22 protein-coding genes are annotated in these 20,043 nt (G+C 69.0%); 10 read left to right on the top strand and 12 right to left on the bottom strand.

Features of this window, described 5'->3' with window-relative positions; genetic code table 11:
* Positions 1-9: 9 nt before the first annotated feature.
* Entirely contained in the window at positions 10-909 is a 900-nt protein-coding gene (locus IE307_RS10810; RefSeq protein ID WP_191297770.1) for an ROK family protein, read from the top strand.
* Here the strand turns inward: IE307_RS10810 and IE307_RS10805 are convergent, their stop codons facing one another.
* Positions 910-1,689, bottom strand: coding sequence for a LamB/YcsF family protein (locus IE307_RS10805; RefSeq protein WP_191297769.1), 780 nt, complete (start codon positions 1,687-1,689; stop codon positions 910-912). It abuts the gene before it with no gap.
* Positions 1,690-1,785: 96 nt separating this feature from the next.
* On the opposite strand from IE307_RS10805, the gene IE307_RS10800 reads away from it, so the two are divergent.
* From IE307_RS10800 to IE307_RS10780, 5 genes are all read left to right on the top strand, one after another.
* Positions 1,786-2,472 (top strand): GntR family transcriptional regulator, encoded by a 687-nt coding sequence (locus tag IE307_RS10800; RefSeq protein WP_229904605.1) that lies wholly within the window; start codon positions 1,786-1,788, stop codon positions 2,470-2,472.
* Between the two features lie 105 nt (positions 2,473-2,577).
* Complete coding sequence (locus IE307_RS10795; protein ID WP_191297768.1) at positions 2,578-2,844, top strand: DUF3311 domain-containing protein; 267 nt, start codon at positions 2,578-2,580, stop codon at positions 2,842-2,844.
* The gene (gene mctP / locus IE307_RS10790; protein ID WP_191297767.1) at positions 2,844-4,478 is read left to right on the top strand and encodes a monocarboxylate uptake permease MctP; all 1,635 of its coding nucleotides are present in this window, start codon (positions 2,844-2,846) and stop codon (positions 4,476-4,478) included. The genes IE307_RS10795 and mctP overlap by 1 nt, the downstream gene beginning before the upstream one ends.
* Positions 4,479-4,549: 71 nt before the next feature.
* Positions 4,550-5,797 (top strand): pyroglutamyl-peptidase I, encoded by a 1,248-nt coding sequence (locus IE307_RS10785; RefSeq protein WP_191297766.1) that lies wholly within the window; start codon positions 4,550-4,552, stop codon positions 5,795-5,797.
* Positions 5,794-6,636 (top strand): septum formation family protein, encoded by an 843-nt coding sequence (locus tag IE307_RS10780; RefSeq protein WP_191297765.1) that lies wholly within the window; start codon positions 5,794-5,796, stop codon positions 6,634-6,636. The genes IE307_RS10785 and IE307_RS10780 overlap by 4 nt, the downstream gene beginning before the upstream one ends.
* A 285-nt stretch (positions 6,637-6,921) precedes the next feature.
* Here the strand turns inward: IE307_RS10780 and IE307_RS10775 are convergent, their stop codons facing one another.
* The 6 genes from IE307_RS10775 to IE307_RS10750 all read right to left on the bottom strand — a co-directional run bounded on the left by IE307_RS10775 (position 6,922) and on the right by IE307_RS10750 (position 13,803).
* Positions 6,922-7,134: a hypothetical protein gene (locus IE307_RS10775; RefSeq protein ID WP_191297764.1), complete on the bottom strand. Its 213-nt coding sequence runs from the start codon at positions 7,132-7,134 to the stop codon at positions 6,922-6,924.
* 73 nt (positions 7,135-7,207) lie between these two features.
* A complete protein-coding gene (locus tag IE307_RS10770) occupies positions 7,208-9,019 on the bottom strand; it encodes a phosphoenolpyruvate carboxykinase (GTP) (protein WP_191297763.1) in 1,812 nt (603 codons plus the stop codon).
* A 311-nt stretch (positions 9,020-9,330) separates the two neighbouring features.
* Entirely contained in the window at positions 9,331-10,017 is a 687-nt protein-coding gene (locus IE307_RS10765) for a hypothetical protein (protein WP_191297762.1), read from the bottom strand.
* A 104-nt stretch (positions 10,018-10,121) separates the two neighbouring features.
* Positions 10,122-11,942 (bottom strand): dynamin family protein, encoded by a 1,821-nt coding sequence (locus IE307_RS10760; RefSeq protein WP_191297761.1) that lies wholly within the window; start codon positions 11,940-11,942, stop codon positions 10,122-10,124.
* A complete protein-coding gene (gene grpE / locus IE307_RS10755; protein WP_191297760.1) occupies positions 11,939-12,304 on the bottom strand; it encodes a nucleotide exchange factor GrpE in 366 nt (121 codons plus the stop codon). The genes IE307_RS10760 and grpE overlap by 4 nt, the downstream gene beginning before the upstream one ends.
* Positions 12,301-13,803, bottom strand: a complete 1,503-nt coding sequence (locus IE307_RS10750; RefSeq protein ID WP_191297759.1) for a dynamin family protein — start codon at positions 13,801-13,803, stop codon at positions 12,301-12,303. Before IE307_RS10750 ends, grpE begins: the two co-directional genes overlap by 4 nt.
* Positions 13,804-13,857: 54 nt before the next feature.
* Between IE307_RS10750 and IE307_RS10745 the strand changes: the two genes are divergently transcribed.
* Positions 13,858-14,313, top strand: a complete 456-nt coding sequence (locus IE307_RS10745; RefSeq protein ID WP_191297758.1) for a hypothetical protein — start codon at positions 13,858-13,860, stop codon at positions 14,311-14,313.
* Here IE307_RS10745 and IE307_RS10740 read toward each other — a convergent pair.
* Together IE307_RS10740 and IE307_RS10735 are read right to left on the bottom strand one after the other, a co-directional pair.
* Positions 14,298-14,666, bottom strand: a complete 369-nt coding sequence (locus IE307_RS10740) for a GntR family transcriptional regulator (protein ID WP_191297757.1) — start codon at positions 14,664-14,666, stop codon at positions 14,298-14,300. The two genes, IE307_RS10745 and IE307_RS10740, sit on opposite strands and share 16 nt — an antisense overlap.
* Entirely contained in the window at positions 14,663-15,349 is a 687-nt protein-coding gene (locus IE307_RS10735; protein ID WP_191297756.1) for a hypothetical protein, read from the bottom strand. The genes IE307_RS10740 and IE307_RS10735 overlap by 4 nt, the downstream gene beginning before the upstream one ends.
* Before the next feature lie 108 nt (positions 15,350-15,457).
* Here IE307_RS10735 and IE307_RS10730 point away from each other — a divergent pair, with 108 nt between their 5' ends.
* Positions 15,458-16,636 carry a sensor histidine kinase gene (locus IE307_RS10730; protein ID WP_308436352.1) on the top strand — a complete coding sequence of 393 codons (1,179 nt, stop codon included), beginning with the start codon at positions 15,458-15,460 and terminating at the stop codon, positions 16,634-16,636.
* A 9-nt stretch (positions 16,637-16,645) separates the two neighbouring features.
* The gene (locus tag IE307_RS10725; RefSeq protein WP_191297755.1) at positions 16,646-17,302 is read left to right on the top strand and encodes a response regulator; all 657 of its coding nucleotides are present in this window, start codon (positions 16,646-16,648) and stop codon (positions 17,300-17,302) included.
* Here the strand turns inward: IE307_RS10725 and IE307_RS10720 are convergent.
* The 3 genes from IE307_RS10720 to IE307_RS10710 are packed head-to-tail and all read right to left on the bottom strand — an operon-like array spanning position 17,299 to position 19,209.
* Positions 17,299-18,219 (bottom strand): SDR family oxidoreductase, encoded by a 921-nt coding sequence (locus IE307_RS10720; RefSeq protein ID WP_229904603.1) that lies wholly within the window; start codon positions 18,217-18,219, stop codon positions 17,299-17,301. The two genes, IE307_RS10725 and IE307_RS10720, sit on opposite strands and share 4 nt — an antisense overlap.
* Complete coding sequence (locus IE307_RS10715) at positions 18,203-18,682, bottom strand: pyridoxamine 5'-phosphate oxidase family protein (RefSeq protein WP_191297754.1); 480 nt, start codon at positions 18,680-18,682, stop codon at positions 18,203-18,205. The genes IE307_RS10720 and IE307_RS10715 overlap by 17 nt, the downstream gene beginning before the upstream one ends.
* The gene (locus tag IE307_RS10710; RefSeq protein ID WP_191297753.1) at positions 18,682-19,209 is read right to left on the bottom strand and encodes a TetR/AcrR family transcriptional regulator; all 528 of its coding nucleotides are present in this window, start codon (positions 19,207-19,209) and stop codon (positions 18,682-18,684) included. The genes IE307_RS10715 and IE307_RS10710 overlap by 1 nt, the downstream gene beginning before the upstream one ends.
* Before the next feature lie 48 nt (positions 19,210-19,257).
* Here IE307_RS10710 and IE307_RS10705 point away from each other — a divergent pair, with 48 nt between their 5' ends.
* On the top strand, positions 19,258-20,043 hold the full coding sequence (locus tag IE307_RS10705; protein WP_191297752.1) for an HAD family hydrolase: 786 nt from the start codon (positions 19,258-19,260) through the stop codon (positions 20,041-20,043).

Below are 20,043 nucleotides of genomic sequence, written 5' to 3'. Positions count from 1 at the left end.
TCCTGAATCGTGACTGATCTGGTGCTGGCACTGGACTTCGGCGGCACCAAGATCGCCGCCGCCCTCGTGGACCCCTTCGGTGCCGTGGTGCGGTCCTCGCGCGTGCCGACGCCGGCCACCGACACCTGGGACGCCGTCGTGTCGGTGATCTCGACGGTGGTCGAGGACTCCGCCGTGGCGGGCGTGGGCATCGCCTCGGCGGGCCCGGTGAACGCTTCGGCAGGCACCGTCTCACCGATCAACGTGCCGTCGTGGCAGGACTTCCCGCTGCGCTCGTCGGTGGGGTCGCTGTTCCCGGACGTCCCGGTCGAGCTGGCGGGCGACGGCGTGTGCATGGCGCTGGGCGAGCACTGGCGGGGCGCGGGCCGGGGCAGCAGGTTCATGGTGGGCCTGGTCGTGTCCACCGGCGTCGGCGGTGGCCTGGTGCTGGACGGGCGGCCGTTCGGCGGGCGCACCGGCAACGCGGGCCACATCGGCCACGTCGTCGTGGAACCCGGCGGCGAACACTGCACGTGCGGTGGCCGGGGGTGCGTGGAGACCATCGCGGGCGGCCCGCGGATGGTGTCCTGGGCGCGCCGGGCCGGCTGGCAGGCGCCGGACGACGCCGATGCCGCTCTGCTGGCCGCCGCGGCGCTGGCCGGTGAGGAGGTTCCGCTGGAGGCGTTCGAACGCGCCGGCCGGGCCGTGGGGATGGCGATCGCCGGAGCCGCCGCGGTGTGCGACCTGGAGCTGGCGGTCGTCGGGGGCGGGGTGGCCCAGGCAGGGGAGCTGCTGTTCGAGCCGGTGCGGCGGACGTTGAAGACGCACGCCGGGTTGTCGTTCCTGGACGGGTTCGAGGTGCGTCCGGCGGAACTGGGCGGCGAGGCCGGGCTGGTGGGGGCGGCCGCCTTGGTGCGTCAGACCGCCTGATCAGACCGCCTGGCGGGTGTGCCGCAGCGGCGACTCCACCCGGCCCACCTCCACACCGGCCGACTCCAGGGCCGAGCGGACCGCGCGGGCGATCTCCACGGCGCCCGGCGTGTCGCCGTGCACGCAGAGGGAGTCCGCCTGGATGCGGACCGGGCGGCCGGAAGCGCTGCGGACCCAGCCCTCGGTCGCGAGTTGCACGCACCTGGCCGCGATCTCGGCCGGGTCGCGCAGGACGGCCCCCGGCTCGCCGCGCGGGACGAGGGTGCCGGACGCCGTGTAGGCGCGGTCGGCGAACGCCTCGTGCCAGACGCGCAGGCCCGCCACCGAGGCGCGCTTCAGCCACACCGCGCCCGGCAGGCCCAGCACCGCCAGCGCCGGGTCGAACAGGCGGACCGCGTCGACCACGGCGTCGGCTTGGGCCTCGTGGCGGAACAGGGTGTTGTAGAGCGCGCCGTGCGGTTTCACGTACGCGATGCGGGTGCCGGCGGCTCGGGCGAAGGCCGACAGGGCGCCCAGCTGGGCCAGGACCTCGTTGGTGAGGGTGTCCGGGGCTACGTCGATGAAGCGGCGGCCGAAGCCCTGGAGGTCCCGGTAGCCGACGTGGGCGCCGACCGCCACGCCCGCGGCTGCGGCGAGGGTGCAGGTCTCGCGCATCGTGTCGGCATCGCCGGCGTGGTAGCCGCAGGCGATGTTCGCGCTGGTCACGAGGGACAGCAACGCCTTGTCGTCGCCCAGGGTCCAGTGGCCGAAGCCCTCGCCCAGGTCCGCGTTCAGGTCCATGACTGCCCCTCCCCGTCCGTGCCCGCCGCTTCTTGTAGGATTGTTGAACGATTCTACGATAGTGCAATCGAACGATCCTGCAAATAGACTTCTCAGGTGACCGAGACGTGGGTGTCGACGCTGGCTCAGGGCAAGGCCGACCTGGAGCGCGCGAGCACCGCGCAGAAGGTCGCCGACATGCTCAGGGAACGCGTGCTCGACGGTGAGCTGGAGCCGGGGCTGCGCCTGAGCGAGGAAGCGATCGGCGGTGCGCTCGGGGTCAGCCGCAACACGCTGCGGGAGGCGTTCCGGCTGCTCACGCGCGACCGGATCCTGGTGCACGAGCACAGCCGCGGTGTGTTCGTCCGCCGTCCCACCAGCGCCGACGTCAAGGACCTCTACGCAGCCCGCCGTGCGATCGAGTGCGGTGCCCTGCGCCTGTGGAACGACGTCACCGAGGCCCAGCGGGAGGCGGTGCGGGCACCGGTGCGCCAGGCCGTGGCCAGGGCGGAGAAGAACGACTTCAGCAAGACCGGCAGCGCGAACATCCAGTTCCACCGCGGCATCGTCGGCCTGGCGGGCAGCGCGCGGCTGAGCGACGAGTCCGACCGCCTGTTCGCCGAGCTCATGCTCGCGTTCCGGGTCGCGCGCGAGATGGACGCCTTCCACCAGACGTACCTGCCGTGGAACCGCAAGATCGTCGAACTGCTGAACAACGGCACGGTCGAGCAGGCGGTCCTGCAGCTCGACGAGTACTTCGACGCCGCCGAACGAGACCTCGCGAGCCGTCTGACGGCGGATTAGTCCAAAGAGAACGTTAAGGCGAAGGCAACGATTGCGATCACGAGGCTGACGGCGCCGACGAGCAGGCCTAACATCCGCGCAACACCGCGTACACGGAGGGCCACCATGCCGTCGGATCACAAGACCGGCTTGCGCTGGAGCAACTGGAACCTGCTGCTGATACTTCCGCTGTTCATGCTCATCACGCCGTGGTTCAACATGGACGAGCCCAGGATCTTCGGGTTGCCGTTCTTCTACTGGTACCAGTTCCTGTTCGTCCCGCTCGGCGTCGTGTGCGTCGGCCTCGTCTACGTCAAGACCAAGGACGAGCCCGTGGTCACCGGCAAGCTGGACAAGCTCGGCGTTGACGACCTGGACGAGGGAGCGAACTGATGCAGTGGACAGAGCTGATCGTTTTCAGCGCCCTCTTCCTGCTGGTCACCGTGATGGGGTTCCTCGCGGCGCGGTGGCAGAAGGGCGACACGCTCGAGCACCTCGACGAATGGGGGCTCGGCGGCAGGAAGTTCGGCAGCTGGATCACGTGGTTCCTGGTCGGCGGTGACCTCTACACCGCGTACACCTTCGTCGCGGTGCCGGCACTGATGTTCGGTGCGGGCGCGCTCGGCTTCTACGCGCTGCCGTACACGATCATCCTGTACCCGCTGGTCTTCCTGCCGCTGGTGCGGATGTGGTCGGTCAGCCGCGTGCACGGGTACGTGACGCCCGCCGACTTCGTGAAGGGCCGCTACGGCTCGCACTGGCTGGCGCTGATCATCGCGGTCACCGGCATCGTCGCGACCATGCCGTACATCGCGCTGCAGCTCGTCGGTCTCGAAGCGGTGCTGCGGTCGATGGGCCTCAACGGCTCGGGCATCCTCGGCCACCTGCCGCTGTTCGTCGCGTTCCTGATCCTCGCGCTCTACACCTACCAGTCGGGTCTGCGGGCGCCGGCGCTGATCGCGTTCGTCAAGGACATCCTGATCTACCTGGTGATCCTCGTGGCGATCATCTACCTGCCCTCGAAGTTCGGCGGCTGGGGCGAGATCTTCAACGACGCGCAGGCCAAGTTCGACGCGACTCCCAGCAAGACCGACGGCATCCTGCTGACCGGCACCAACCAGCTGCAGTACGCCACGCTGGCTCTCGGGTCCGCGCTCGCGCTGTTCCTCTACCCGCACTCGCTGACCGGCATCCTCGCGAGCCGCGGCCGCAACGTGATCAAGCGCAACATGGTCGCGCTGCCCGCGTACTCGCTGCTGCTGGGTCTGCTGGCACTGCTGGGCTTCGTCGCGATCAGCGCGGGCACCAAGCCGATCGTCAACCAGGCGACCGGCCGCCCCGACACCAACACGATCGTCCCCGAGCTCTTCGGCGCGAACTTCCCGTCGTGGTTCGCGGGCATCGCGTTCGCGGCCATCGGCATCGGCGCGCTGGTGCCGGCGGCGATCATGTCCATCGCCGCGGCGAACCTGTGGACGCGCAACGTCTACAAGGAGTACATGAAGAAGAACGCCACCCCGGCGGAGGAGGCCAAGCAGGCCAAGCTCGCGTCGCTCGTGGTGAAGTTCGGCGCCGTCGCGTTCATCGTGTTCGTCGACCCGCAGTTCTCGATCGACCTGCAGCTCATGGGCGGCGTGATGATCCTCCAGACGCTGCCTGCGGTCGCGATCGCGCTGTACACGCGCTGGTTCCACGTCTACGCCCTGGTCGCCGGCTGGATCGCGGGCATGGGCTACGGCATGTGGCTGCTCTACAACATCGGCAACCCGGCCATCGGCAAGGCGCACTTCGCCGGTTCCGCGCTGCCGCTGGGCAACATCTCGGTCTTCGGCTGGCACCCGTTCGGCGCCTCGACGACGCAGATCTACGTCGGCATCGTCGCGCTGCTGGTCAACCTCGTGGTCGCGGTGGTCGTCACGCTGATCGCCAAGAAGGCCGGCTGGTTCAACGGCACGGACCAGACCGACCCGTCGGACTACCACGTCGACGAGGACAACCCGAGGGTCAAGCCCATCGCCGCCCACTGAGACGCGGTCCGCAACACTATGGGCCACCTGCCGGTTACGGCGGGTGGCCCTTTGCGTTGAGGATCAACCACGTGAAAACCATCGCCGGGCTGGTCGGACTGACCGCGATCGCCCTGACCCTGAGTCCTGCCGTCGCCCAAGCGCAGGACGCGAACTGCTACGACACCACGGCCGCGCTGACCGTCGAGGAGCAGCGGCTCGACAACGTGCTCGTCGTCGGTGGCGCCGCCGTCGGCCCGTCGCTCGTGAAGCTGGCCGGGTTCGACGGCCGCGTCGCGGACTTCACCGCGAAGCTGTGCCGCCAGGTCCTGCCGAGGCAGGCGCAGCAGTTCGTGGAACGCGAAGGCAACGCGCTGTGGAAGGCCGCCGTCGCCCGCGCCCAAAGCACAGCAACGGTGACGCACGACGCTTACGACGACCGCCCGCTCTACTGGGCACGGCTGCAGCTCAGTTCCGCGCTGCGCCAGTGGAAGCCGCGGTTCGCCTTCTCCCCGCACGACCGCGCGACGCTCATCCAGAAGTTCGACTGGGCGTCTCGCGGTCTGAGCGACGCGCAGTTCTCCGCCAAGCCCGGCGTGCGCAGGATCGCGGTCACCGGCTTCGACCCGTTCCAGCTCACCGGCGTGAACGTGCGGCGCTCCAACCCGGCCGGGGTGGCGGCGTTGCAGCTCGACGGCCGCGAGATCTCGACGCCGGAGGGCAAGGTCGTGCTGCAGGCCTCGGTGCTCCCGGTGCTGTGGGGCGGGTTCGACGAGGGGGTCGTGGAGCAGTTCTACGGCAAGGCGCTGGAGCAGAAGCCCGACGCGTTCGTGACGATCAGCCAGGGCAGGCCCGGCCGGTTCGACGTCGAGCGGTGGGCGGCGCGCTGGCGCGGCGGCTTCGGGGACAACAACAACGTCAGTTCCTACGGCAGCGTCCCGAACGCTCCCGGCTGGCCGCAGCCGGCGAACGAGTTCATCGAGACCTCCCTGCCGCACCAGAAGATGATCGACGCGGGCACCGGCCCGTTCACCGTGGCGCTGAACCGGAGCTTCTGCGAGTGGATCGTCGTCGGTTCGCAGCAGTCGTGCCGCACGGACGAACCGACTCCCGGCAGGGTCGCGGCGTCCGGTGGCGGCGGTGACTACCTCTCCAACGAGAGCATGTACCGGGCCAACCGGCTGCGGATCGGTTACGGCGCAACGAACGTCCTCGGTGGACACCTGCACACGCCGGTGCTCGGGCAGCCCGCCGATCCGGCCGCGCTGACCGATGCGGCCTTCGAAAAACAGCGTCGGGACATCGCCGATCAGGTGAAGGCCCTAGTCTCTGTGGTGTGACTCGTGTGCGGCTGGCGGTGGCAATTGTCCTGAGCGCGTTGACGCTGTCCGCGTGCGCGATCCAGGTGGGAGGGCAGGCGGTCCCGGGACCGATGCCGTCCACCGCTTCCGCCTCCGCGCCCACGCTGCCGAAATCGGGGCAGTGCATGAACGCCTACGAGCTGAAGGTGCTGCAGTGCACCGACTCGCACGAGGCCGAGGTCATGAGCGTCGGTGAGCTGAGCGGCCTGCCGTCGGCCTACCCGGACACGCAGGCGCTGCGCAAGGCCGCGCTCCCGCCGTGCCGCCAGACGCTCAGCGAGTACCTGGGCAGCGGCGACGCCGACTCGACGCGCCTGCGGGTCTGGGCGTTCTGGCCGAACGAGCAGGGCTGGAAGGACGGCCAGCGCTGGCGGCTGTGCACCGTCGTGGAGATCAGCCCCGACGAGAAGCCGCTGGCGCGCAAGGGTTCTGTGCGGGACGTGCTGAAGTCCAACGGCTTCGGCACGTTCCAGACCTGCACCCAGGGTTCTCCGTCGAAGGACCAGGAGGTCAAGGTCGTCGCCTGCAACACCGCGCACCTGGCCGAGGCCGTGCCCGGCGGTGTCGTGTCGCTCGGCAAGTCGTCCGACCCGGCTCCGTCCAAGGAGCAGATGAACTCCATCGCGAACGAGAAGTGCACCAAGGCCGTGCACGACTACCTGGGTTCGACCAAGCGCACGGACGTGTTCCCGGCGTGGCGGAACCCCGGCTCGCAGGCCTGGTCAGAGGGCTGGACCAACGCCGTCTGCTACGCGGAGGCCACCAAGGTCTTCAACGGGACCCTCCTCGGCATCCGGGACAACCCGCTCCCGAACTGACTCGGCGACCACGACCATCACGATGGCGGCCAGGGACAGCACGAGCATCGCGATCGCTGCGATTCCCACGGCACACCTCCCATTCCGCCTCAGTTGACGATCTTTGTGACCGCCATCACATACCTAAGACGTTCCCGGAGTGGCCCAGGTTCATTCCTGGTGCAAGAGCATTTTCGCGGCCGCGGAGAAGTCCCCAGGCTTGTCCACAGCTATCCACAACATGTGCACAAGCCCGTCCACACCTGTGGACAACTTCGTCCCATGTGGACTATGAGCTGCGCTGATTCAGAGAAAATTGCTGCACAGGACCACGCCGCCCACCACGCCGATGGCTAAACCGAGGCCGAACACGAGCGTGTAGCGCCACCACGGCGTGCGGACCGGCTCGGTGGACGGTGGCACCGGGTAGTAGCGCACGATGCCGGTCGACGGGCCGACCTCCACATCGCGCTTCGAACCGTCGTAGTTGAGTCCGCCGAGGAAGTCGTCCTGGGTCACACGACCAGTAGTACCCCATGAAGAAGCCCCACCGGTCGCCGTTGACCGATGGGGCTTCTCGAACACCCGGGAACTAGCCCAGGCGCTGCTTCAGGGCGGCCAGCTCGTCGCGGAGCGTGGTCGGGACCTTCTCGCCGATCTTCTCGAACCACTCCTCGACCAGCGGGATCTCGGCACGCCACTCGTCGGCGTCGAACGCGAGCGAGGCCTCGATGTCCTCACGCGACGCGTCCAGGCCCTCCAGGTCCAGGTCGGCCGCGGTCGGCACGTAACCGATCGGGGTCTCCTGGGCGGCGGCCTTGCCCTCGAGGCGCTCGATGGCCCACTTCAGCACGCGCGAGTTCTCGCCGAAGCCCGGCCACAGGAAGCGCTTGTCCTCACCGCGGCGGAACCAGTTGACGTAGAAGATCTTCGGCAGCTTGTCGGCGTCGGCGCGCTTGCCGAGGTCGACCCAGTGCTGGAAGTAGTCGCCGGCGTTGTAGCCGATGAACGGCAGCATCGCCATCGGGTCGCGGCGCACGACGCCGGTCTTGCCGACCGCGGCGGCCGTGGTCTCCGACGACAGCGTGGCGCCCATGTAGGTGCCGTGCTGCCAGTCGCGCGACTCGGTGACCAGCGGGATCGTCGTGGCGCGGCGGCCACCGAAGAAGATCGCCGAGATCGGGACGCCCTTCGGGTCCTCCCACTCCGGCGCCTTGATGTCGCACTGCTCGATCGGCGTGCAGTAACGGGAGTTCGGGTGCGAGCTGAGCTCCTCGCTGTCCGGCGTCCAGTCCTGGTGCTTCCACGAGGTGAGGTGGGCCGGGGGCTCGCCCATGCCCTCCCACCAGATGTCGCCGTCGTCGGTCAGCGCGACGTTCGTGAACAGCGAGTTGCCCTTGGCGATGGTGCGCATCGCGTTCGGGTTGGTGTGGTAGTCCGTGCCGGGCGCGACGCCGAAGAAGCCGTTCTCCGGGTTCACCGCGTACAGGCGGCCGTCCTCACCGAAGCGCATCCAGGCGATGTCGTCGCCGAGCGTCTCGACCTTCCAGCCGGGGATGGTCGGCTCCAGCATGGCGAGGTTCGTCTTGCCGCAGGCCGACGGGAACGCGGCGGCGATGTAGTACGCCTTGTTCTCCGGCGAGGTGAGCTTGAGGATCAGCATGTGCTCGGCGAGCCAGCCCTCGTCGCGCGCCATCGCGCTCGCGATGCGCAGCGAGAAGCACTTCTTGCCCAGCAGGGCGTTGCCGCCGTAGCCGGAGCCGAAGCTCCAGATCTCGCGGGTCTCCGGGAAGTGCGAGATGTACTTGGTCGTGTTGCACGGCCACTGCACGTCTTCCTGACCGTGCTCCAGCGGGGCGCCGAGCGAGTGCAGCGCGGGGACGTACGGGGCGTCCTCACCGAACAGGTTCAGCGCCTTGGTGCCCATGCGGGTCATGATGTGCATGGAGACGACGACGTACTCCGAGTCGGTGATCTCGACACCGAGCATCGGCTTCTCCGCGTCCAGCGGGCCCATGCAGAACGGGATGACGTACATCGTGCGACCACGCATGCAGCCCCGGTAGAGCTCGGTCATGATGGCCTTCATCTCGGAAGGGTCCATCCAGTTGTTCGTCGCGCCCGAGTCCTCCTCGCGCACCGAACAGATGTACGTGCGCTCCTCCACGCGAGCGACGTCGCTGGGGTCCGAGGCCGCCCAGAACGAGTTGGGCTTCTTCTTGAGCGGCACGAACGTGCCGGCGTCGACGAGCTTCTTCGTGAGACGGTCCCATTCGCCCTGAGACCCGTCAGCCCAAACAACCTCGTCGGGGCAGGTCAGCTCAGCGACTTCCTGAACCCATGCGAGCAGCTGCGCGTGGTTGGTAGGTGCCTGTTCGAGACCGGGAATGGTCACTGCCGTCATCTCGTCTCGTCTCCTGACTGAACGCCTCGGCAACCCGAGCACGTGGTGGTCCGGTGCAGGACTTCGTCGTCCTCGGGAATAGCTCACGACGCCCGGTGGGGCCGGGCGTACGTGGAAGGGGATGGACCGAGGTTAGCCCGGTGAATGGCAGGTAAAGCACCCCCAGCCTGTCGCTTCCCTCACAAAACCGATTCTGGAATCGATTCAGCACTCGGACGGCGTTAAGGCGGGCTTGAGGTCGGAAAAACACAAGAGGCCCCGATGCGGTTCTCACCACACCGGGGCCTGTGACCTGCGCTTCAGTTAGGGGGTCAGTTCGGGCTGATCCACTGCCCCGTTGTGGAATCGATTCGGACGACTCCGTCGAACCGTTCTTCCTCGAGCCAGTCGTCCGAGTCGTCCAGAATGCCGCTCTTCGAGTCCGTCACGTACCGGCCGTCGGCCTCGATGTGCCCGTGCTCGACCTCGACCCAGTCGTCACCGCGGTGTTCCGACATCGTGACCTCGCCGGATCGTGTGATCTCGGTCGCCACGTCCGCCTTGCCGTCGCCGTTCTTGTCCGTGAACAACCACGTGTCGCCGTCGTCGTCCCGGACGACAACGGTGTCAGCTTTGCCGTCCCCGTCGGTGTCCTCGGTGGCTTGACCGACGTTTCGTTCACCGTCGTCGGTCTCCACGACAATCGCCTGTTTGGAAGTCGAATTCGTCTTTTCCTGCTGCGAGTCGTTCGGGTCGACGGCGATCCACTCACCGGAATTCTCCTCGAACCGCGCCTGGCTCAGGAGATTGCCGTCCTTGTCGAACGTGCTCATCAGATCGGCGTCACCGTCGCCGTTCGTGTCGGTGAACGCGAGATGACCGCCGTCATCCGTCTCGACGACGGCGGAGTCGTTCACGCCGTCCTGGTCGAGGTCGAAGGTGACGTCGGCGGTGTACTCCTCGTCCTCGACGGTCACCTTCAGCTCGGCGTCGGCCGCACCGTTCTCGTCGATGTACACCGGGACACACCTCCATACCTGCTCATGTACCGGTATGACCCACGTTATGCCGGTTTGGTTCCGCCGCCAACCGTTCGTGCCGGTCCGGATGACCTTCGGCGGCGTCAGGCGCGATCGCGCACCGAGCGGATGCGGCCGAGCAACTCCTCCGCCTTCGACCGTCCCTGCTCCACCTCCGCGAGCTGCCGCGTCACGCCCTGCAGCTCCCGCCCCCGCTCCCCGGCCTCCATCCGCAACGCCCTGTCGACCTCCCGCAGCTCCGCCTCGATCGCCTCGATCCGCTTGGCCAGCGCCTCGTCCAGGGCCAGCGACAGCGCCTGCTCGGCCTCGATCAACTGCTCGGCGGCCAGCTGGTCCACAGTGGAGCGAGCATCGGCGATGGCGTCGGAGAGCCACTGCTTGACGTGCTGCTTCTCCGCGGTGTGGGTACGGGTGCGGGCCATCCACCACCCAGCACCCAGACCGAGAGCGATGGTCACGGGCAGCACGATCGGGTTCAGCGCGGCGATGCCGAGGCCCGCGAGGGGCATGACGGCGAGCTTGCCCGCGCCCAGGCCACCGGACACACCCATGAACACCAGCAGCTTGTCCTCGGCCGTGGGCGGGCGCTTCTCCTTGGGGCGCAACACCACCGGGGGTTGCTCGCCGCGGGCGAACTGGCCGCGGATGAGGGTCAGTTCCTCGGGGGAGAAGAGGGTGGCGAGCACGGCGTCGGTGACCTGGGAGAGGCGCACGGACAGTGCTGTGGAGATGCGGCCGGAGACGACCTGCAGTGCGGTGTCGACCTGCCCCGGAAGCGCGGCGAGGGACGTGCGGTCGGCCGCGTCGATGGCCTGGCGGTACCAGGTCTGCAGGTCGCGCATCTGGCGGGAGATCTCGTGGGAGTTCTCGATGCGGGCCCGCTGGACCTCGCCGCGCAGGCGGACCTGCCAGCCTCGGGTGGAGGAGCGGCGTTCGGTCTGGAGTTCTTCGCGGCGGGCGCGGAGGACGGCGGCTTCGTCCTCGCCCACGGAGAGAGCGCGCTTCTCGTGTTCGAGGCGCACGACCAGCTCGTCCAGGACTGTGGAGAGTGCGCGCAGGGCGTTGGCCTCGGCCAGCATGCCGGCGCGGCCCGTGACGAGTTCCTGCAGGGCGGTTTGCAGGGCCGAGATGCCGGAGCGCTCGCGGAGCATGGAGGCGGCGTCCGGGTTGGGGGCCTGGGCGGCCATGCCGAACATGCGCGAGGACACCGGGTGGAAGGTGGCGTCGGCGAAGCGCGGGGCGTGCTGGGCGAGCAGGGCCCTGTTGGCGTCGAGGACCTGGCGCCAGCCGCGGTACTGGTCTGTCTTGGTCAGGGCGAAGACGACGGTTTCGACGCGGTCGCCGACGCGCTTGAGGAAGTCGAGCTCGCCGCGGGTGAACGGGGACGAGGCGTCCACGACGAAGACCAGGGCGGTCGCCGAGGTGACGGCCTCCAGGGCCAGTTCGCCGTGCACGGACTCCAGGCCGCCGACGCCGGGGGTGTCCACGAGGGACATTCGTTCGAGCAACGGGATCGGGGCGTCGACCTCGACGTAGCGCGGGGGGAGTTCGCCCTCGGGCAGGTCGTGGGCGGCGGAGACCCAGTTGATCAGCGCGGGCAGCGGGAAGCTGACGGGGGCGAGCAGGCCGGGGTAGCAGGCGCGGGCCGCCCACGAGGGGCCGTGCTGGAAGACGAGGTACGTCGAGGTGGCGACGTCGGCGTCGACCGGGGAGAGGCCAGGGGTCGACAGCAGGGCGTTGACCAGGGACGACTTGCCGCGGTTGGTCTCGCCGACGATCACGACCGACGACACCTCCTGCGTCGCGCTCCGCGTCACCCAGTCGGCCATCGACGGGTCGAGCTCGCGCACGAGAGAGGTGAGACGTTCGCGCGTCTGCCGGACTGTCTGCGAGAGGTTGCTCATCGGGACGTGTAGACCGTCACGATCGGGGCGCGCAGCACGCGGTCGCGGTCGCGGAAGCCGGGCACCTCGGTCTCGGCGACCAGGCCCTGCAACGCGAGGTCGTCCGTCGGCACGGCGCCACCGGCCTCGTGCTGCGACGGGTCGAAGCGCTCACCGTCCGCCCGCACGGCGACGACACCTATGGACGACAGGCCTTCCTCGATGCGCTGGACCACGCCGGCACTGGCGCGGTCCAGCGCGTACAGGCACAGCTGGACCAGCGCGCGGCGTTCGGCCAGCGCCTGGTCGAGCAGCTCGTCGGCAATGGTCTCCACACCGTCGTCCGACGCCAGACCGTGGTGTTCGGTTCCGTTCACGCTCATCGGTGCCCCCCAGCACGTAGTTGCTGCCAGATGAGGAAGTACGCCCGGTGGACGACGTGCGCCACGCGGGCCTGTGCCGGGGTCGCGCCGAAGGAGGCGAAGGAACGCCACCACCCGGCCCGTTCCAGCGCGAACGCCGTCAGTTCCGCACCTGGTCTGCCGGCCAGGCCGAGCCGGGCGGCGACGTCCGGGGTGCTGCCGACGCGCAGCACCTCGTCGGTCAGGTCGGGTGCCAGCGCGACGGCGCCGGACGAGACCAGCGTCAACGCCTCCAGCAGCCGCAACTGGTGGGCCTCCGGGCGGGCCAGCAGGACCTCGATCGCGTCGTGCACGCGCTGCCGTTCGCCGGGATCACCCGAGGCCAGCGCCGTGACCGAGGCCAGTGCGGCGGCGGCCTTGATGCCGTCGGCGCGCGCACGGAAGACCTCGTCCAGACGGCTGCGCACGGCGGCGAAGCCGGACGCGTCGAACAGCACCCGCCGCAACGCTCCGGCGGGCAGCGCGGGTTCGGCGTCCAGGGCCTGCAGCGCACGGCCGATGCCGTAGAGGTCGAGCTTCTCCAGCAACCGGGACCGCACGCCGGCCGCGACGTCGCACTCCCACGACGTGAAGAGGTCGCCCGACATCAGCATCATCGTGCGGGTGTCCGCGTCCAGGGCCGCCAACGCCCTCAAGGCCTCCGCGTCCGCCGAGGTGAACTCCCCGGTCTCCGCGGACTCGGCGAGCAGGCTGATCACCGGCAGCACGTCCGCGACCCGCGGTTTGAGCAGGTCGGCCTGCTTCGCCGCGAGGATCTGCGCGGCCCGCCAGACGTCGCCGTCCGAGCCCTCGACGGTCTCCGGGGCGACGGCGTCGACCTTGTTCAACGCGGCGATGGCGTTGACCGGGCCGGCCTCGCGGGAAGCGGTCGCGGCCGTGAACGCGGCCAACGTCGACTGGTCGTCCGCGCGCACGCCCTGCGTCACGACGTAGACGACGGCCTCGGCACCTGCGACGGCGTTGCTCGACACGGGATCAAGCAGTTCCTCGGTGCGTGCGACCGAAGTCGCGTCCAGCGAACCAAGGCCTGGGGTGTCGATGACGGTGATGTCGCGCAGCACGGCGTTCGTCAGATAGGCCTCGATGTGCGAGACGCCGTCCAAGCCGAGAGAAGCGGGGATCATGCCGTTGGCGTCGAACGGCAGCACCTGCCGCCTGCCGTCGCGCAGCACGACTTCGATGCGGTCGACCGTGCCGTACTGATAGCGCGTGACGAGCCGTGTGCACTCACCTACGTCGGTGGGCGCGACTCGGCGTCCGATCAGAGCGTTCACCAGAGTCGACTTGCCGGACTTGATCCGACCGGCGACGGCGACCTGCAACGGCGCGTGCAGGCGGCGCAGGACCTCCTGGAAACCGGCGGCCGTCCGCGGCGAGACCTGGGGCTGCAGGGCAACGCACAGGTTGGCCACCGCCGCGCACAGCGGACCGGCCAGTTGTTGTCCCTGCAACGCCGTCACGAACACAAATCGTGCCACGGTTTGTACGCGTGCGTGCACGGGTAGCCACAGCGCATGGGTGACAGCTACGTGACGTTCCTAGTGCTGGGGATCGTCCTGGTCGCGATCGACGGCCAGCTGATCTACCACAGCGGCAAGGGATACCTCAAGCGCGCTGCGTACGACGAAGAGCAGGTCGGCGGCATGATGAAGCTGACGGCCGTGCTGTTCCACCTCGTCGTGCTCGGCCTGTTGGCACTGGTGTCGATCGTCAACGTCGAGACCGGTGACCCGGCGAAGAACGTGGTCGTGAAGCTGGGCATCGTGCTGTTGCTGCTGGCACTGGCTCACGGCGCCACCATGGCGATCCTGTCCAGGATCAGGGATCGCCAGATGCAGCAGCAGCTCGCGGACCAGATGGCCGAGGAGCACCGCATCTACGAGGAACGGCAAGAGGAGCGTCAGGCTCAGGCCCACATCGGCGAGCCGCGACCCGCACCCAAGATCGAGTCGCCTTACTCACCCAAGTAACGGGCTCGCACGGCGTTCAGTGCCTCCCCCTCACTGGCGCCGAGTGACCGAGCGATGGCGACGAACTCCGCCGCGGCGGCGGAGAGCGGGTCCGGTGCATGCGAAGGCAGGGCGGCCACCACGGTGCCCTGCCTTCGTCCTGTCGTGATCACGCCGGTGACCTCCAGCTCCCGGTACGCCCGCGCGACGGTGCCGGCGGCGAGCCCGAGGTCCGCGGCGAGCTGGCGGATCGTCGGCAGCCTGGACCCGACCGGCAGCACCCCTCCGCTGATCAGCCGGACGAGCTGGTCCCGGACCTGGCGCCAGGGCGCGACCCCGTTCTCGACGTCGACGACGATCCTCGGAGATGTCACGGAGCGATCTTCGTCGGCACCGGTTTCGTGTTCGCCATGGCCACCCACGCGAAGATGCCGACATAACCCCACACGTGGAGGGCGATCAGGCCCGCCATGGCCACCCCCAGACCGGCGGTGACGTGCACGCTCCGGGTGCGCAGGGCCAGGTCGACGGCTTCGTCACCGGTCGCCGGGCGCACCACGGCGACCCAGGTGACCACCGCGACCACGAGTGCGGACAGCGCGATCCAGCCGACCCGCGCCCACTGCCCCTGGACGCCGAGGTGGACCGCCATGGCCAGGACGAGCACCGGGTAGCAGATCAGCACGCCCCTGGCGGCGATGTCGGTCAGCCCGCGCGGAGCCAGCGTCGCCACCCGGCGCGTCCCCCGCGGTACCCGCAGCGCCAGCAGCTCGGCCAGCAGCGTGCCCGCGAGCACGATGGCGAGCAGCTGGTTCGGCATGTCACCCAGCGGCGGGAGGAACCCGCCCGCCAGGTAGAGCCACGGGTAGAGCAGCCTGCGCCGCTTGAGGTAGCGGACGGCGTCCTCGACCTGCGCGTCGGACGGGTCCCGCACCTGCCACTTGCGCAGCAGGCGCTTCCCGGTCGACGCGGTCGGCCACAACATCACCACGAGGAACAGGCCCACGCCGGCCAGAACGGCGAGCTGGATCCAGAACTCCCTGTCGAACACGGCCACCCCCAGCTTTGTACCGACTCCTTGGCACAATAACTCACACTGAAGTCGTACGCGGGGTCAGCCCGTGGCGCGACGCGGGGAACTTCGATCCGCACCTAATCTTGTCCGGTGCGGAGGTTCAGCCTGTGGATGAAGGCTCACCCGGCGTTCGGGGACTCCCTGATCGCCGGCATCTTGCTGATCTTCGACATGGGCTTCGGGGTCGCCGGTGTCGACCTCGGCGTGTCGTTCTCGGCGTTCCTCGCCGTGACGCTGCTGATGCTCGGGCCGCTGCCGTTCCGGCGCTACCACCCGCTGGGTTCGAGCTACCTGATCCTCGCAGGCGCGTTCCTCCAGCTGTTCACGCACGGCGGTTACGACGGCGGCATGCCGGTGCGGATGTCGGACTTCGCGCTGGCCATCGCGCTGTACACGCTCGTCGCGTACACGAACCGCAAGACTGCGTTGATCTACGTGGGCTGGCTGCTCGCGGGCACGCTGCTCTGGGCGATCTTCCAGGTCGGCGAGATCGCGGCCGTGTTCCTGGTGTTCCTCGTGCTCGTGATCTTCGGCTTCAGCTGGGCCATGGGCGAGTTCGTCGGCGCCCGCCGCGCCTACCAGCGCGAGATGGAACAGCGCCTGCTGCTGCTGGAGACCGAACGCGACCAGCAGGCCAAGATCGCCGTGGGCGAGGAGCGGTCCCGGATCGCCCGTGAACTGCACGACGTCGTTGCCCACGCGGTCAGCGTGATGATCGTCCACGCCGACGGCGCCGCGTACACGATAAGGACCAAACCGGAGATGGCGGAGAACGCGGTCCGCACGATCGCGGACACCGGCCGCCTCGCCCTGACCGAGATGCGCCGCCTGCTGGGCGTGCTGCGCAGCGAGGACGCCGAGACGCAGTGGGCTCCCCAGCCCGACGCGCGGGGCGTGGTCGAACTGGCCGAGAACACCCGCGCCGCCGGGGTCCCGGTGCGCCTGGAGATCACCGGCGACGTGGACGACCTGCCCGTGGGCGTCGGCCTGAGCATCTACCGGATCGTGCAGGAAGCGCTGACGAACATCATCAAGCACGCCGGCGCGGGCACGTCCGCCCTGGTGCGACTGGCTCGCACACCGGAGGAACTTCGTCTCGAAGTGACCGACAACGGCTTCGGCACGCCCCACGACGTCGTCAAGGTCTCCGGTGGCAACGGCCTGATCGGCATGCGGGAGAGGGCCGCGGTGCTCGGCGGCGAGTTCGAGGCAGGCCCCAACCCCGGCGGCGGCTGGCGCGTCCGGGCAACTTTCCCACTGGCCGCATAGGGTGATCGAGTGATTCGGGTGCTGCTGGTCGACGACCAGGAACTCATGCGCATGGGCTTCCGCATGGTGCTGGGCGCGCAGGAAGACATCGACGTGATCGGCGAGGCGGCCGACGGGCTCGACGCCGTGCAGATGGCCGACAAGCTCCGGCCCGACGTGGTGCTCATGGACGTGCGCATGCCCGTGATGGACGGCGTGGAGGCGACCAAGCGCATCGCCGAAGCCGACTCGGCGAAGGTGCTGGTCATGACCACCTTCGACATGGACGAGTACGCGCTTTCCGCCCTGCGCAACGGAGCCAGCGGCTTCCTGCTCAAGGACACCCCGCCGTCCGACCTCGTGTCGGCGTTGCGCGCGGTGGCCTCCGGTGACGCGGTGGTCTCGCCTTCGGTGACGAAGCGGCTGCTGGGCCGGTTCCTCGGCGACGGCGGCGGTGAGCTGCGGGACGCCTCGATGCTCGACGTGCTGACCGAGCGCGAGCGCGAGGTGCTCGTGCTGATCGCGAAGGGCCTGTCGAACACCGAGCTCGCCCGCAAGCTCTTCCTGTCGGAGGCGACGGTGAAGACGCACGTCGGCAGGATCCTCGCGAAGCTGGAGCTGCGAGACCGGGTGCAGGCCGTGGTGCTGGCCTACGAGACCGGTCTCGTCCGCCCCGGTGACGCCTAGCGGTACTTCTCGGGATCGGCGTCCACCGTCTGACCCGCCATGCGCGGCTTCACGACGTCGTCCCACCAGTGGCCCCAGTCGGGCTGCGAGCCGTCGAGGTCGGTGAACCCGTACTCGCGCTTGAGCTTCCACGACGACAGGCACTGTCCGGCGAACCTCTTGCGGTCCTCGTCCGCGGCGAGGTGCGCGATGCCTCGGCCGAGGTAGTGCGGTGTCTCGGACAGCGCGTAGTCCGGCACCTTCTCGATCGCGTCGCGCCAGTTCTGCTCGGTGACGCCGAACGTCTCCAGCATCTGCTCGGAGCGCAGGAATCCTGGCGTCACCGCGAGAGCCGTGACGTTCGGGTGGTCCTTGAGGTCCTTCGCCAGCACCTCACCGAAGCGGCGCACGGTGTTCTTCACCGCGTCGTACGGGAGGTTCACGAAGTACGCCTCGCCGTCCTCGCCGTCGGTCACCTCGACCACGAGCCCGTCGTCGGACCGCAGGACCAGCGGCATCAGCCTGTGGATGGCGACAAGGTGCGTCTCGACGCCGTTGCGCCACATGTGCAACTGCTTCTCGAGGTCGTGCTCCCAGAACTTGCCCCACTCGACGAGGTTCTCGCCGCCCCAGGCGTTGTCGACGAAGATGTCCAGCTTGTCGATCCGCGCCGCCAGAGCGTCCACATCGGACGGAACCGTGAGGTCGCACCGGACCGCGATCCCCTTGCCGCCCGCGGCGTCCACCAGCTCGGCGGTGTCCTCGATCGTCTCCGACCGCCCGACCTCCGACTGCTGCTCCCGCGTGGTGCGGCCGGCGACGAACACCGTCGCCCCCGCCGCACCGAGCTCCACGGCGATCGCCCGTCCCGCACCGCGCGTGGCGCCGGTGACGACCGCGACCTTCCCGCTCAGATCAGGACTACTGCTTGGTGACACGGCGAGTTCCCCTTCCCTCGTGCCAGGAGAGGACGACCATCCCGTCGCCCTCGACGGTGAGCTGCACGACCTCGGTGACGTCGAACCGGAACAGGTCGATCTCCTCCGGCTTCGGCTCCCAGCCCGTGCGGTCGAACAGGTCTTTCAGGTAGATCTCCTTGTCCGTCCAGAACTCGGCGGTGCCGCTGACCTTCGCGTCCCCCGCCTCCGTCATCGACGCGGTCGTGCTCATGCAGTGCAGCGCGAACCTCGGGTCGCGCCGCAGGTCCCTCGACTTCATCGAGCCCGGCATCATGCCCGCCCACAGCTCGCCGTGGGTGAAGTCCGGTTCCACGCCGCTGATCCGCGGCGAGCCGTCCTTGCGCAGCGTCGCGAGCAACGCGTGCCGATCGGCGGCGAACCTGCCCTCCACGAACGCGGCCATGTCGGGCTCCTCGGCCGCGAACTCCGCCCAGGTGGCCATCAGCGCATCCCTTCCAGCACCAGATCGATGTCCTCTCCCATGCGCGCCAACAGGTCTCCGCGCGGGCGCACCGACCAGTCCATCGAGATCCCGTACACCAGCGCGGCGAGCACGCGTGCCGCGTTCGGCGGCAGGTGCTCGGCGGCGCACAACGTCTCCAGCTCTCGTTCCAGCACCGCGTAGTGCTGGGCGAGCAGCGCGCGCAGCTCCGGGTCGATCAGGTCGACGCCGAGCTGCGCCAGGTTGTTCGTGGCGACCACCGGGTCGTTGAGGCGGTCGAACCAGGTCATCAGCGCGGCGCGGACCGAACCGGCCTCGTGCATCCGGCGCGCGACCTCCTCGGTGCCCGCCTTCGTCAACGCCTGCAGCAGCCCGCTCTTCGACCCGAACCTCTTCGCCACCGCCCCGACCGACACCCCGGCCTCCGCCGCCACGTCCGCGACGGTGAACTCCGGTCCGCGCCGGTCGATGACCGCCGCGACGGCGTTCAGGATCCGTTCGTCGGTGATCGTGCGGGGTCGTGCCACGCAGTTAGTGAACCACAATTCACTAACCTTCGCATAGGGTGACGTCACGTGAACTGGAGACCGCGACTGGTAGCGCTGGACATCGACGGAACCCTGACCCCGGTCGGCTCGAACGACATCTCACCGGCCGTGAAAGCGGCCATCACGCGCGCGACGGAACACGGCGCTCACGTGGTGCTCTGCACCGGCCGCAGCCTCGTCGGCATCAGCGAGGTCGCCGCGAAGCTGCCCGTCACGTTCGCCGTGTGCTCGAACGGCGCCGTGTGGTGGGACCCGGCTCTGGGCGAGGTCACCAGGCGCGTGACGTTCGACCCCGGCCCGACGATCAAGGCGCTGCTGGCCCTGCTGCCCGGTGCGGTGTTCGCGGTGGAGAAGACCGGCGTCGGCAACCTGTCGCTCGGCGAGTTCCTGCCCGGTGACCTGTGGGGCGTGACGACACAGGCCAGTTTCGACGAGGTGGCCGTGCCCACGTCACGGCTGGTCATGCGCTGGCTCGACCACACGCCGGCCGAGCTGTCGTTCGCGGTGAAGGACCTCGACCTGCCGGGCGTCGAGTGGTCCGTCGACCACACCGAGGCGTGGCTGACCGCGGTGCCGCCCAACGTCACGAAGGGCACGGCACTGGAGGAGCTCAGCGCACGACTGGGCCTGACGGCCGCGGACGCGCTCGCGATCGGCGACGGGTCCAACGACGTGGAGATGCTGAAGTGGGCCGGACTCGGTGTCGCGATGGGACAGGCGCCGGCGCACGTGCAAGCGGTGGCGGACGAGGTGGCGCCGACCGTGCTCGAGGACGGCGCCGCCCAGGTGCTGAACCGCTTCTTCCCCGGTTAG

It is taken from the genome of Lentzea cavernae, from assembly GCF_014653695.1.
GTDB classification, from domain to species: Bacteria; Actinomycetota; Actinomycetes; order Mycobacteriales; family Pseudonocardiaceae; genus Lentzea; species Lentzea cavernae.
Note: the sequence above shows the minus strand (reverse complement) of the source record. Positions and strands in the feature narration are given on the sequence as shown.

Coding starts and splice junctions, on each gene's coding strand:
- IE307_RS10805 (WP_191297769.1), bottom strand. CDS start 1,689: ATGGACCTGAACGCGGACCTGGGCGAGGGCTTCGGCCACTGGACCCTG.
- IE307_RS10795 (WP_191297768.1), top strand. CDS start 2,578: ATGCCGTCGGATCACAAGACCGGCTTGCGCTGGAGCAACTGGAACCTG.
- mctP (WP_191297767.1), top strand. CDS start 2,844: ATGCAGTGGACAGAGCTGATCGTTTTCAGCGCCCTCTTCCTGCTGGTC.
- IE307_RS10770 (WP_191297763.1), bottom strand. CDS start 9,019: ATGACGGCAGTGACCATTCCCGGTCTCGAACAGGCACCTACCAACCAC.
- IE307_RS10760 (WP_191297761.1), bottom strand. CDS start 11,942: ATGAGCAACCTCTCGCAGACAGTCCGGCAGACGCGCGAACGTCTCACC.
- grpE (WP_191297760.1), bottom strand. CDS start 12,304: ATGAGCGTGAACGGAACCGAACACCACGGTCTGGCGTCGGACGACGGT.
- IE307_RS10745 (WP_191297758.1), top strand. CDS start 13,858: ATGGGTGACAGCTACGTGACGTTCCTAGTGCTGGGGATCGTCCTGGTC.
- IE307_RS10715 (WP_191297754.1), bottom strand. CDS start 18,682: ATGGCCACCTGGGCGGAGTTCGCGGCCGAGGAGCCCGACATGGCCGCG.